This window comes from Pseudomonas sp. GW821-FHT11G12, from assembly GCF_058808055.1.
The window spans coordinates 25,480-37,583 of sequence record NZ_JBXARH010000002.1; the positions used below are offsets into that span (position 1 = coordinate 25,480).

Genomic DNA, 12,104 nt, shown 5'->3' on the forward strand with positions numbered 1-12,104 from the left:
CATGCCTCGAAGGAAGCTGCCATGCCTGACTCCAATCCCCTCCTGCAACACTGGACCCTGCCACCCTGGCCGGATATTCGCACCGAGCATCTGCTACCGGCGATCAACAGCATCATTGCCGTCAACCGACAAATCATTGCGCAAGTAATCGCCAGTCAGGCCGAGCACCCCGGCTGGGATGATCTGGTGCTGAGCATCGATGAAGCGGATGCCCGTCTCAATGAAGTCCGCTCGATTCTCGAAACGTTGTCGATGGTCAGGTCCGACGATGCCACGTGGCTCGTGGAAAGCGCCAAGGCGCATCTGGCGATCAATCAGTATCGTTCCGAAAAATCCCGCAATCGCCCGCTGTACGAGGCCTGCCAGCGTTTGGCGCGGAGCTCGATCGCGGCCAACTTCGATGAGTCACGCAAGATCGTGCTGGCGCGGATACTGCGCAAATTCAGGCAGTCGGGCATCGAGCTTCCCACTGAGCAACAGCAGGAACTGGCCCGGTTGAACCTTGAAATCGGCGGCCTGGAATCCGTGTTTTTGACCCACCTCGAACGCTGGACCGAGACCTGGAGCAAACGTATCGACGACGTTGCACTGCTCGCGGGTCTGTCACCGGCGATGAGGGATCGCCTGGCGCGCGCCGCACGCGAGGCCGGCCATGACGGCTGGCTGATCCGTCTGGATCAGAACACCTGCAATCACATCCTCAAGTACGCCGAGAACCGTGCCTTGCGGGAAGAATGCTGTGTGGCCTACGCGACCCGCGCCTCCGATCAGGGGCCGTTGGCCGGCCGCTTCGATAACGGCCCGGTACTGACGGCGTTGCTTGCCTTGCGCCAACAGAAAGCCCGTTTACTTGGCCACGAAAACGCCGCGCAACTGACGCTGGCAAAAACCATGTCCGGGACGACAGCGTGGGTCAGTGATTTTCTCCAGCGCCAGGTTGCGCAGTTGGCGCCGGCTCTCGAGCGAGACTCCATACAACTGGCCGCCTTTGCATTGCAACGCGGCATCGACCGGATTCAGCCATGGGATGAAGACTTTCTCGCCGAACAATGGCGCCAGCAGCAGTTTCCCGGTGCGCTGGACGACCTGCGTGATTACCTCCCGCTCGAGGGCACCCTGCGCCGGCTCTGTCTGTTCTGTGAGCGCATGTTCGGGATCCGCATCGTCGAGCAAATCGGCGGCAGGCACTGGCATGACGATGTACGGCTGCTGGAAATCAGCGAGCACGAGCAGATCATCGGCTACATCTACCTCGACCCGTTTCACCGCGAAAACGCTGCGGATTTCGCCGGCACCTCCACGCTGCGCAACCGCCGGATCAATGCCGAAGGGCGCCCGGCGCTCCCCATTGCTGTGCTCTACAGCAATTTCACTCCGGCCACTGACAGCCATCCGTGCCGTCTCGAACTCGACGACCTGCAGGTACTTTTTCATGAGTTTGGCCACTGCCTTCAGCACGTACTGACGCGTTCACCTCATCACACCCTGTCCGGCATCCTGCAACTGGGCCATGAGGCAGCGGAATTCTCCGGGCAACTGTTCGAGCAGTGGTGTCAGTCGCGAGAGTTTGTGCTGTGGCTCGGCGCGCATTTCCAGACCGGCGAACGCCTGAGTGCCTCACGGGTCGACGCCGCCCTGACGGCCAGTCAGGCCCACGCCAGCCGGCACAAAGCCTTGCTGCTGATGGGCGCGATCATCGATTTCGAGCTGCACCTGACCCACGGCGATGGCCGCTCTGTCGAAACGGTTTGCGCCGACGTGCAGCGGACAATGGCTCACCTGCAACTACCGGACGGTCACCGGTTCGCCAATGGTTTCGATTACATGGTGACCCAGTACGACGCGTCGGTTTATGCCTATATCTGGTCGGGAGTGCTGGCTCAGGAAGCGTTCAAGCGTTTCAGCCGCGACTGGGTGTTCAACGCGCAAACCGGCCGGGCATTACGCGAAACGTTCTTTGCACCCGGGGCCGGACGCCCCTTGCTGGAAGCGGTAGAAGCATTCGTCGGCCGGCCGGTCAGTGAAGACGTGGGTGCCGGCCGTTCGATCATCCGGCGGGTTACTTCAGATTGACGGTCTGGAACCAGCTCTTCATCGAGCAAGTAGCGAACGCACTGGTGCTGCAATCGCCATTGGCCAGCGCGGTACGCAGCTTCTCGACATCAGCCTGCATGACGTAGCGAACGCCGTCCTTGAAGTGACCGCTTTCACCGAAACCGCCCTGGGTCATTTCGTTCAGGGCGTCTTCCTTGCTCCAGCCCTGCACCACGATGCGGTACATCGCGGCCATCAGGCCGGTGCGGTCGGAGCCGTGCTTGCAATGCATCAACACCGGGCCGTTGGCTTCGGCGGTCTGGATCGCGCGCAAGGTCTTGAGCACGTCGCTGTCATCGACATGATTGGTGCGATACGGCAGTTGCACCTGATTGATGCCAGGAGCGTTCAGCCAGCTCGAATCCGCTTCCGGCAGAAAGTTGATGACCGTGGCCACTTTCAGGTTTTGCAGCAACGGCACGGCACCGGCGTCAGGCAGCGCACTGCGATAAAGCGTGGGCGACATCTGAAAGAAGTTGTATTTCACTTCGACCGGTTGCGCCCATTCCGGAGGACGAGAAACCGGCGCATCTGCGGCATGGGCCGGGATCGAGCCGAGCAGGGCAAGCAGCGAGAAACAGATCGCAGAGGAAAAACGCTTCAAGGACATGCTGAGTGGTGACCGTGTGGGATTCGTCAGTGAGGGCCGCAGCTTGAGGGTTGTCCAGTCAAATCCCTGTGAGGCGTTTGTCAAAGAAACGTGAAGCCAGGGACATCCTTCGTCGCAAATCCGGGCTTTTTTTCGGCTGAATCGATTCATCCGGTTGGTTAGGCTGCTACCATTTGTCACATCATGTTGCAGACGCGTCCCCCTTTTCCGGGTCATTTCCGGCCACGTCGCAACCGACCACTCAAAAGCCGTCCCCAGAAGCGGCTGATAACCATCAATGCCTGATGAGGTGTACCCCATGTCTGATCAAGATCGAGACAACCCGCGGCGTGAGTTTTTGCGCAAATCCCTGACCCTGATCCCGGTGGTCACCCTCGCCGGCACCGGACTCGGTAGCAGCGTGCTGCAAGCCGCCCCGGAAAGCGCACCGGCTGCGGCACCGGCAAAACCGGCCGGCGCTGACGCGGGCGTCTATCAGCCGAACTACTTCACCGCCGAAGAGTGGGCATTCATCAATGCCGCCGTCGCGCAACTGATCCCCAACGATGCCCAGGGCCCTGGCGCTCTCGAGGCTGGCGTGCCGGAATACATCGACCGTCAGATGAACACGCCGTACGCCGCCGGTGCTCTCTGGTACATGCAAGGCCCGTTCAATGCCGACGCTGCGCCCGAGATGGGCTGGCAGAGCAAACTGGTGCCAAAAGAGATCTATCGCCTCGGCATCGCCGCCACGGATCAGTGGGCAAAATCCCTCAATGGCAAAACATTTGCCGAGCAAGACAGCGCTACCCGAGACGATCTGCTCAAGCAGCTTGAAGCCGGAAAACCGCAATTCGACGCTGTTCCCGCGAAGATTTTCTTCAATCTTTTGCTGCAAAACACCAAGGAGGGGTTCTTCTGCGACCCGATCCACGGTGGCAATAAAGGCATGGTCGGCTGGACCATGATCGGCTTCCCCGGCGCCCGCGCCGATTTCATGGATTGGGTGGAACGTAACGAGCAATACCCCTTCCCGGCAGTTTCGATTCGCGGCGAGAGGGCGTGAGCATGGCAACGGTAATGAAGAAGGTCGACGCAGTGATCGTCGGTTTCGGCTGGACAGGCGCAATCATGGCCAAGGAGCTGACCGAAGCCGGTCTCAACGTGCTGGCGCTGGAACGCGGGCCGATGCAGGACACCTACCCTGACGGCAACTATCCCCAGGTGATCGACGAACTCACCTACAGCGTGCGGAAAAAACTCTTCCAGGACATCTCCAAAGAGACCGTCACCATCCGTCACAGCGTCAATGACATCGCCCTGCCGAACCGCCAGTTGGGCGCGTTCCTGCCGGGCAATGGCGTGGGCGGCGCCGGGCTGCACTGGTCGGGCGTGCACTTTCGTGTCGATCCAATCGAGCTGCGCATGCGCAGCCACTACGAAGAGCGTTACGGCAAAAGCTTCATCCCCAAGGACATGACCATCCAGGACTTCGGCGTCAGCTATGAAGAACTGGAACCGTTCTTCGATTTCGCCGAAAAAGTCTTCGGCACCTCCGGCCAGGCCTGGACCGTGAAAGGCCAACTGGTCGGCCAGGGCAAGGGCGGTAACCCATACGCGCCGGATCGTTCGAACCCGTTTCCGCTGGAAGCGCAGAAGAACACGGTTTCCGCACAACTGTTCGGCAAAGCGGCTACCGAAGTCGGTTACAAACCCTACAACCTGCCTTCCGCGAATACGTCAGGGCCGTACACCAACCCTTACGGCGCGCAGATGGGCCCGTGCAACTTCTGCGGCTTCTGCAGCGGCTACGTTTGCTACATGTATTCCAAGGCGTCGCCGAACGTGAATATTCTGCCGGCGCTGAAACCGCTGCCGAATTTCGAACTGCGGCCCAACGCCCACGTCCTGCGGGTCAATCTCGATAGCACGAAAACCAAAGCCACCGGCGTCACCTACATCGACGGCCAGGGTCGCGAGATCGAGCAACCGGCGGATCTGGTGATCCTCGGCGCGTTCCAGTTGCACAACGTGCGCCTGATGCTGCTCTCCGGCATCGGCAAACCGTACGACCCGGTCAGCGGCGAAGGTGTAGTCGGGCGTAACTTCGCCTACCAGAACATGGCGACCATCAAGGCGTTCTTTGACAAGGACACCCACACCAACAACTTCATCGGCGCCGGCGGCAACGGCGTGGCGCTGGACGACTTCAACGCCGACAACTTCGACCACGGGCCACACGGTTTCGTCGGGGGCTCGCCGATGTGGGTCAACCAGGCCGGCAGCCGTCCGATTGCCGGCACCTCCAACCCGCCGGGCACCCCGGCCTGGGGCAGCGACTGGAAACGCGCGACCGCCGATTACTACACCCACCAAGTGTCGATGGACGCTCACGGCGCGCATCAGTCCTACCGGGGCAACTACCTCGATCTGGACCCGGTGTACCGCGATGCCTACGGCCTGCCGCTGCTGCGGATGACCTTCGACTGGCAGGAAAACGACATCAAGATGAACCGCTTCATGGTCGAAAAAATGGGCAAGGTCGCGCAAGCCATGGGCCCGAAAGCCATTGCCGTGCTTGGCAAGAAAGTCGGTGAGCACTTCAACACTGCGTCGTACCAGACCACCCACCTCAACGGTGGCGCGATCATGGGCACCGATCCGAAGACCAGCGCGCTGAACCGCTACTTGCAGAGCTGGGACGTGCACAACGTGTTTGTCCCGGGCGCGTCGGCATTCCCGCAGGGCCTGGGTTACAACCCGACCGGGCTGGTCGCCGCGCTGACCTACTGGTCGGCGAAAGCGATCCGCGAGCAATACCTGAAAAACCCCGGCCCGCTGGTTCAGGCTTAAGGAGCGATGACCATGAAAACTCTCGTTATCGCGACCCTGGCACTGCTCGGCAGCGCTTCCCTTTACGGCGCCGAAGTTGATCAATCCTTGATCAAAAAAGGTGAATACCTCGCCCGTGCCGGTGACTGCGTGGCTTGCCATACGGCCAAGGACGGCAAGCCGTTCGCCGGCGGCCTGCCGATGGAAACCCCGATCGGCACGATCTACTCGACCAACATCACCCCGGACAACACCGGGCTGGGCGGCTACAGCTTCGAGGAGTTCGACCAGGCTGTGCGTCATGGCGTCGCCAAAAACGGTAGTACCTTGTACCCGGCGATGCCGTACCCGTCCTACGCCCGTGTCAGTCAGGATGATATGCAGGCGCTCTACGCCTATTTCATGCACGGCGTTGCACCGGTGGCGCAGGAGAACAAGGCCAGCGACATCCCGTGGCCATTGAGCATGCGCTGGCCGCTGATGGGCTGGCGCTGGTTGTTTGCGCCGAAGGTCGAGGACTACAAACCCGCGTCGGACGATGCCGTCGTCAGCCGTGGGGCGTATCTGGTAGAAGGCCTCGGACATTGCGGCGCCTGCCATACGCCACGGGCCCTGACCATGCAGGAAAAATCCCTGAGCGCGGCCGAAGGCAGCAGTTTTCTGTCAGGCAGCGCGCCGCTGGAAGGCTGGATCGCCAAGAACCTGCGTGGCGACCACAAGGACGGCCTCGGCGGCTGGAGCGAGGAGCAACTGGTGCAGTTCCTCAAGACCGGCCGCAGCGACCGCAGTGCGGTGTTCGGCGGCATGAGCGACGTGGTCACCCACAGCATGCAGTACATGACCGACGCCGACCTGACTGCGATCGCCCGATACCTGAAGTCGCTGCCGGCCAATGATCCTGCCGACCAGCCACATCAGTACGACGAGAAAGCCGCCAAGGCTTTATGGAACGGTGATGACAGTCAGCGTGGCGCGTCGGTGTACATCGACAACTGCGCGGCGTGCCACCGCACCGATGGCCACGGTTACACCCGGGTGTTCCCGGCGCTGGCGGGCAACCCGGTGTTGCAATCGGAAGACCCGACGTCGCTGATCCACATCGTGCTCAAGGGCGGCACGCTGCCTGCGACGCACACTGCTCCGTCGACCTTCACCATGCCTGGCTTCGCCTGGCGTCTGTCGGATCAGGAAGTGGCGGATGTCGTGAGTTTTATTCGTGGAAGTTGGGGTAACAAGGCCTCCGCCATTACTGCGAAAGATGTTGCCAAGTTACGAACCGACGATATGACTACAACATCAGCCGGCGACCTTGGACAAGTAACCAGTCACAACTAAGCACAACAACCCCTGCATGATCAATCATGCAGGGGTTGTTCATTCAATAGTTGTTACGGATTGGTAATACTGGCATAGGCTTTGGCCAGGGCAACCAGCTTGGCTCGATCCTGCTCACCGATCTCACCGTCGCGATCCACATCGTGCTCCAGACGGCCAATGCTGAAGGTATGGCCGCCATCCCTGGAGGTCGCGGTGACGAAAATCGGGTCAACCAGCATTTCAGTCTGTACGCCGGCTTCGGCATCCCAACCCAACTCTTTACGCGCAAGTTCCATGGAAACCAGTGTATTGGGCTCCGATGGGCCGGGTTGCATCAATTGCAGAAAAATACCGCGCGAATTAAAAAACGACATCATCAATTCCTTTTGTCTTTTATATGATCAAGTGTTGTGAAGCGGAGTGAATACTACGAACTTGAACAGTAAACGAACAGCCAACTTATGTTTCTTTAATTTTCGCAACTACAACTTTACATCTAAATAAACTTACAACTAACCGCGCGATTTCTTGATGGACGGCCGAACGGTAGTGGATCATCTGCCACCTTGCGGATACTGTATGCATATACAGACAAAGGACACCTGTGATGACCAGCCTCTTGCCCCCGCGCGGTCGCGGCACCGCGACCAACCCGCACAACCGCTTCGCACCCAGTCGTTCGGTGGCCGAAGACGATGGCTGGTATCAGGAAGTGCCACTGACCCAGGGCACCGAAGTCAGCATCGAAACAGCGAAAACCATCATCACCCGCAACAGCTCGCCGGACTTGCCCTTCGACCGCTCGATCAATCCCTATCGCGGTTGCGAACATGGCTGCATTTATTGCTACGCGCGGCCGAGCCACGCCTATTGGGACATGTCGCCGGGGCTGGATTTCGAAACGAAGCTGATCGCCAAGACCAACGCCGCCCAGGTGCTGGAAGAGCAGCTTGGGAAAAAAGGCTATCAATGTGCGCCGATCAATCTGGGCTCCAATACCGACCCGTATCAACCGATCGAACGCGAACACAAAATCACTCGCCAGACCCTCGAAGTATTACTGCGCTACCGGCACCCGGTGACCATCGTCACCAAGGGCTCGCTGATCCTGCGTGACCTCGATCTGCTCACCGAACTGGCGCAGCAACGGCTGGTGGCGGTGATGATCAGCCTCACCACCCTGGACGATGAGCTCAAACGCATTCTCGAACCCCGCGCCGCCGCGCCCAAGGCCCGGTTGCGGGCGATCCGGGTGATGCGCGAAGCGGGTATCCCGGTCGGTGTGCTGTGCTCGCCGATGATTCCGATGATCAACGACAGCGAAATCGAAAGCCTGCTGACCGAAGCCCACGCCGCCGGTGCCCAGAGCGCCGCGTACATGATGCTGCGCCTGCCGCTGGAAGTGGCGCCGCTGTTCGAGGAATGGCTTGAAGCACATTACCCGCAGCGCGCCGCCCATGTGCTGAGCCTGATCCGCCAGAGTCGTGGCGGCGAGCTGTACGACAGCCGTTTTGGCGCACGGATGCGCGGTGAAGGGCCGTTCGCCGACCTGCTCGCGCAACGCTTCGCCAAGGCGTTGAAACGCCTGGGACTCAATCACCGCGAAGGTTTCAATCTGGATTGCACAGCCTTTTGTCCGCCGGGTCGCCAGATGGCGCTGATTTAGGGACAATTGGCCTATGGTTGAGTGGAGGGAATTGCTTGCCCGGTTACGCTGGTCACGTTTTTTGTGACCTGGAACACACGTTCTAGAGCGCTTGATTCAGTTTGAGTTAAGTTTCGGCGGTTACCTTGTTCATCGAGTGACTGACGGGTCGGGATGACCCGGATGTTTTTAAACAGCCACTGGCTTCATACCGGAATACACGGGAACGACTCCCCGAATCCGCCAAAGAGGATGAATCATGAGTGACAAGGATAAACAGCCGTTGGCTGCGTCGGCGCAAGCCGTCCCTGGGGCGGAATCCGCCGATGCAGCGCTGCGACATATCGTTGACGGCTTTTTGCATTTTCATCATGAGGTCTTTCCGCAACAGGAAGAACTCTTCAAGAAACTCGCCACGGCCCAGTCGCCACGGGCGATGTTCATCACTTGCGCCGACTCGCGCATCGTCCCGGAACTGATCACCCAGAGCTCCCCCGGCGATCTGTTCGTGACCCGTAACGTCGGCAACGTCGTTCCGCCCTACGGCCAGATGAACGGTGGCGTTTCCACCGCCATCGAATACGCGGTACTGGCGCTTGGCGTGCAGCACATCATCATTTGCGGCCACTCCGATTGCGGCGCCATGCGCGCAGTGCTCAATCCGGACAGCCTGGAAAAGATGCCGACAGTCAAAGCCTGGCTGCGCCATGCCGAAGTCGCGAAAACCATGGTGCATGACAACTGCAACTGCACCGACGAAAAAGAAAGCATGCCGATCCTCACCGAGGAAAACGTCATCGCCCAACTGCAGCACTTGCGTACCCATCCTTCGGTAGCCTCGCGCATGGCGAACGGTCATCTGTTCATCCATGGCTGGGTCTACAACATCGAAACCAGCGAAATCAAAGCTTACGACGCGGATCAGGGACGCTTCCTGCCGCTCGATGGCAGCCATCCGATTCCGGTGGCGACGCCCAAAGCGCGCTTCTAAATCCTCCTAAAAATCCGTGTGGTCTGACGCCGGTCGCTGTTTCAGCGGCCAGGCTTCGCCACGCCTGAAGAAAACTTCGGGAGAGTCATCATGCGTGCGGCTCAATTGAAAGCTGTGTTGCCACGGGAGCTGCTGGCTTCGGTGGTGGTGTTTCTGGTCGCCCTGCCACTGTGCATGGGCATTGCGATTGCTTCGGGGCTGCCGCCGGCCAAAGGTTTGATCACCGGGATCATCGGTGGACTGGTGGTGGGTTGGCTGGCGGGTTCGCCGTTGCAGGTCAGCGGGCCGGCAGCGGGTCTGGCGGTGCTGGTGTTCGAGCTGGTGCGCCAGCACGGGATCGAGATGCTCGGGCCGATCCTGTTGTTGGCGGGATTGCTGCAACTGGTGGCCGGGCGCCTGAAGCTCGGTTGCTGGTTTCGGGTCACGGCGCCAGCGGTGGTCTACGGGATGCTCGCCGGGATCGGCGTGCTGATTGTGCTCTCGCAAGTGCATGTGATGCTGGATGCCGCGCCGAAGCCCTCGGGGCTGGACAACCTCACAGCGTTCCCCGGTGCGGTGGCCCAGGCCTTGCCGTCGTTTGGATGGCAGGCCGGGTTGCTCGGGCTATCGACCATCGCCGTGATGTGGCTGTGGGAGAAATGCCGTCCACATTCACTGCGTTTCATTCCCGGCGCGCTGCTCGGTGTCGGGCTGGCGACAGGCGCCAGTCTGTTGCTGGCGCTGCAAGTGAAGCGGGTTGAAGTACCGGCGAACCTGGCAGAAGCCATCGACTGGCTGAAACCGGCGGATCTGCTGAGCCTGGCCGATCCGACCCTGCTGATTGCCGCGTTTGCCGTGGCCTTCATCGCCAGCGCAGAAACCCTGCTCTCCGCCGCCGCGGTGGATCGCATGCACAACGGCCCGCGCTCGGACTTCGACCGCGAACTGTCGGCGCAAGGGGTCGGCAACATGCTCTGCGGGCTGGTCGGCGCGCTGCCGATGACCGGGGTGATAGTGCGCAGCTCGGCCAACGTCCAGGCCGGCGCCACCACGCGCTACTCGACGATTTTCCATGGCCTGTGGCTGTTGGCCTTCGTGTTGTTGCTGTCGAGTGTGCTGCAAAGCATTCCGGTGGCGAGCCTGGCTGGGGTGCTGGTCTACACCGGTTTCAAACTGGTGGATCTGAAAGCCTTTCGCGGTCTGGGGCGGTATGGCCGGATGCCGATGTTCACCTACGCCGCGACGGCGCTGGCGATCATTTTCACCGACCTGTTGACCGGCGTGCTGATCGGTTTCGGTTTGACCCTGGTGAAACTGGCGTTCAAGGCTTCGCGGCTGAAGATCAGCCTGATCGATCTGCCGCAGGACGGGGAAATGGAGTTGCGTCTGGTGGGCGCGGCAACATTCCTCAAAGTGCCGGCGCTGACTCAGGTGCTCGGCAGCATTCCTGCGGGCACGACGGTGCACGTGCCACTCAACAACCTGAGCTACATCGACCATTCGTGTCTGGAATTGCTGGAAGAGTGGGGCCGGGCCAATGCGGCCAAGGGTTCGAAGCTGTTGATCGAGTCGCGGGGATTGAAGCGACGGCTTGAGGGACGAATCCGTACCACCACCGGGATCGGTGCGGCAGGCTGAAAACATTTGGGGGAACAGAGCAATCTGTTCCCCCAATCGTTTGCGCAGAGATCAAGCCGCAGGCTGATCCAGTTCCAGGCCCACGCCCAGACGGCGACTCATGCACGGCCAGCGTTTCCACGCCGCACCGGTGTCCGGGCTGCTGAGTTTCTCGCGGTAGGCTTCCACCGACTCCAGCGCAAAGCTGTCGTCGTCGAGCATGCTGTCCACCGCGTGGTGCACCACTTCATCAAGTTGATTGGCAAATTCCTCACCGAGCAACTGGTGAGCAATCAGATTGGCGACCGTCATGTCCAGGGGGATCAGTGGCTGGCCGAAATGCTTGATGTACAGGTCGTTGACCTCTTCGACAAAGCGGTGCGCCAGATAGGCTTCGTCCAGCAGACTGTCCAGGCCGACCGGCGGCTGGAGAAAGTACTGTTCGGCGATTTTCAGCACCGGTTTGATCTGTGACTCGATTCCCGCTTCCCTGGCGACTTCATTGGCTGCATCCAGCAGGTCTGGCACTTCATCGATGTAGGCGGCGACAAAACGCGTCAGCACGCCATTGGCGTCGGTTTCCGGCAACTGGATCGCCGGGTGCAGGTGTTGCAGTTGGGCTTCCAGCTGACGGGTCAGCTTTCCGGTTTCAATCTCGTGTTGTCGGGCTATGTGGATCTGCTCGCGCAATGCGGCGGTGTTCATGAAAACTCCAGGAAACAAGGCAATGAAATAGGGAAGACATAACTTAGCTGGCTTACGAAAAATGCTAAGACGCATTTGTCATAATTATTTCATCCTTGATACACCTGCGTTATATCGGTTTGCCACCACTCGTCTGCATCCTTCTCCATTCGTGCCCCGGAACGCAAGTGCCAGCTGTTTCACTCGATTGACGTCCGCGCATTGCATTTTTCAGCCGCTGTCTATACTCGCCATTGAATGGAGTTAGCTGATGACGCCCGACTGCACCCGCAGCAAGGCCCGGCGATTCAAGTTCGTAGTCTGATGCAGCCGCTCCCTTGCCGCAGGCGAAAGCC

Annotated in this window: 10 protein-coding genes; 7 read left to right on the forward strand and 3 right to left on the reverse strand. The window is 60.0% G+C overall.

Features of this window, described 5'->3' with window-relative positions:
* The first annotated feature begins 21 nt into the window (after positions 1-21).
* Entirely contained in the window at positions 22-2,073 is a 2,052-nt protein-coding gene (locus tag AC1RR7_RS07810) for a M3 family metallopeptidase (protein ID WP_493157037.1), read from the forward strand.
* On the opposite strand, the gene AC1RR7_RS07815 is transcribed toward AC1RR7_RS07810, so the two are convergent.
* The gene (locus AC1RR7_RS07815) at positions 2,060-2,704 is read right to left on the reverse strand and encodes a dual specificity protein phosphatase family protein (RefSeq protein WP_096822447.1); all 645 of its coding nucleotides are present in this window, start codon (positions 2,702-2,704) and stop codon (positions 2,060-2,062) included. The genes AC1RR7_RS07810 and AC1RR7_RS07815 overlap by 14 nt on opposite strands.
* Before the next feature lie 298 nt (positions 2,705-3,002).
* Between AC1RR7_RS07815 and AC1RR7_RS07820 the strand changes: the two genes are divergently transcribed.
* From AC1RR7_RS07820 to AC1RR7_RS07830, 3 genes are read left to right on the forward strand one after another with little or no spacing between them, the layout of a single operon-like run.
* Complete coding sequence (locus AC1RR7_RS07820) at positions 3,003-3,749, forward strand: gluconate 2-dehydrogenase subunit 3 family protein (protein WP_102621149.1); 747 nt, start codon at positions 3,003-3,005, stop codon at positions 3,747-3,749.
* Between the two features lie 2 nt (positions 3,750-3,751).
* A complete protein-coding gene (locus tag AC1RR7_RS07825; protein ID WP_096822445.1) occupies positions 3,752-5,536 on the forward strand; it encodes a GMC family oxidoreductase in 1,785 nt (594 codons plus the stop codon).
* Between the two features lie 12 nt (positions 5,537-5,548).
* Positions 5,549-6,850 carry a c-type cytochrome gene (locus AC1RR7_RS07830; RefSeq protein ID WP_493157039.1) on the forward strand — a complete coding sequence of 434 codons (1,302 nt, stop codon included), beginning with the start codon at positions 5,549-5,551 and terminating at the stop codon, positions 6,848-6,850.
* 53 nt (positions 6,851-6,903) lie between these two features.
* On the opposite strand, the gene AC1RR7_RS07835 is transcribed toward AC1RR7_RS07830, so the two are convergent.
* A complete protein-coding gene (locus AC1RR7_RS07835; RefSeq protein WP_102621151.1) occupies positions 6,904-7,206 on the reverse strand; it encodes a hypothetical protein in 303 nt (100 codons plus the stop codon).
* 233 nt (positions 7,207-7,439) lie between these two features.
* Here AC1RR7_RS07835 and AC1RR7_RS07840 point away from each other — a divergent pair, with 233 nt between their 5' ends.
* The 3 genes from AC1RR7_RS07840 (at position 7,440) to AC1RR7_RS07850 (ending at position 11,085) form a co-directional block, all read left to right on the forward strand.
* On the forward strand, positions 7,440-8,498 hold the full coding sequence (locus AC1RR7_RS07840; protein ID WP_493157041.1) for a PA0069 family radical SAM protein: 1,059 nt from the start codon (positions 7,440-7,442) through the stop codon (positions 8,496-8,498).
* Positions 8,499-8,736: 238 nt separating this feature from the next.
* Positions 8,737-9,468, forward strand: a complete 732-nt coding sequence (locus AC1RR7_RS07845) for a carbonic anhydrase (RefSeq protein WP_096822442.1) — start codon at positions 8,737-8,739, stop codon at positions 9,466-9,468.
* 90 nt (positions 9,469-9,558) lie between these two features.
* Positions 9,559-11,085: a SulP family inorganic anion transporter gene (locus AC1RR7_RS07850; protein WP_102621153.1), complete on the forward strand. Its 1,527-nt coding sequence runs from the start codon at positions 9,559-9,561 to the stop codon at positions 11,083-11,085.
* A gap of 51 nt (positions 11,086-11,136) precedes the next feature.
* Here AC1RR7_RS07850 and AC1RR7_RS07855 read toward each other — a convergent pair whose 3' ends face one another.
* Positions 11,137-11,769: a hypothetical protein gene (locus tag AC1RR7_RS07855; RefSeq protein WP_096822440.1), complete on the reverse strand. Its 633-nt coding sequence runs from the start codon at positions 11,767-11,769 to the stop codon at positions 11,137-11,139.
* Positions 11,770-12,104 lie beyond the last annotated feature (335 nt).

Coding starts and splice junctions, on each gene's coding strand:
- AC1RR7_RS07810 (WP_493157037.1), top strand. CDS start 22: ATGCCTGACTCCAATCCCCTCCTGCAACACTGGACCCTGCCACCCTGG.
- AC1RR7_RS07815 (WP_096822447.1), bottom strand. CDS start 2,704: ATGTCCTTGAAGCGTTTTTCCTCTGCGATCTGTTTCTCGCTGCTTGCC.
- AC1RR7_RS07820 (WP_102621149.1), top strand. CDS start 3,003: ATGTCTGATCAAGATCGAGACAACCCGCGGCGTGAGTTTTTGCGCAAA.
- AC1RR7_RS07825 (WP_096822445.1), top strand. CDS start 3,752: ATGGCAACGGTAATGAAGAAGGTCGACGCAGTGATCGTCGGTTTCGGC.
- AC1RR7_RS07830 (WP_493157039.1), top strand. CDS start 5,549: ATGAAAACTCTCGTTATCGCGACCCTGGCACTGCTCGGCAGCGCTTCC.
- AC1RR7_RS07835 (WP_102621151.1), bottom strand. CDS start 7,206: ATGTCGTTTTTTAATTCGCGCGGTATTTTTCTGCAATTGATGCAACCC.
- AC1RR7_RS07840 (WP_493157041.1), top strand. CDS start 7,440: ATGACCAGCCTCTTGCCCCCGCGCGGTCGCGGCACCGCGACCAACCCG.
- AC1RR7_RS07845 (WP_096822442.1), top strand. CDS start 8,737: ATGAGTGACAAGGATAAACAGCCGTTGGCTGCGTCGGCGCAAGCCGTC.
- AC1RR7_RS07850 (WP_102621153.1), top strand. CDS start 9,559: ATGCGTGCGGCTCAATTGAAAGCTGTGTTGCCACGGGAGCTGCTGGCT.
- AC1RR7_RS07855 (WP_096822440.1), bottom strand. CDS start 11,769: ATGAACACCGCCGCATTGCGCGAGCAGATCCACATAGCCCGACAACAC.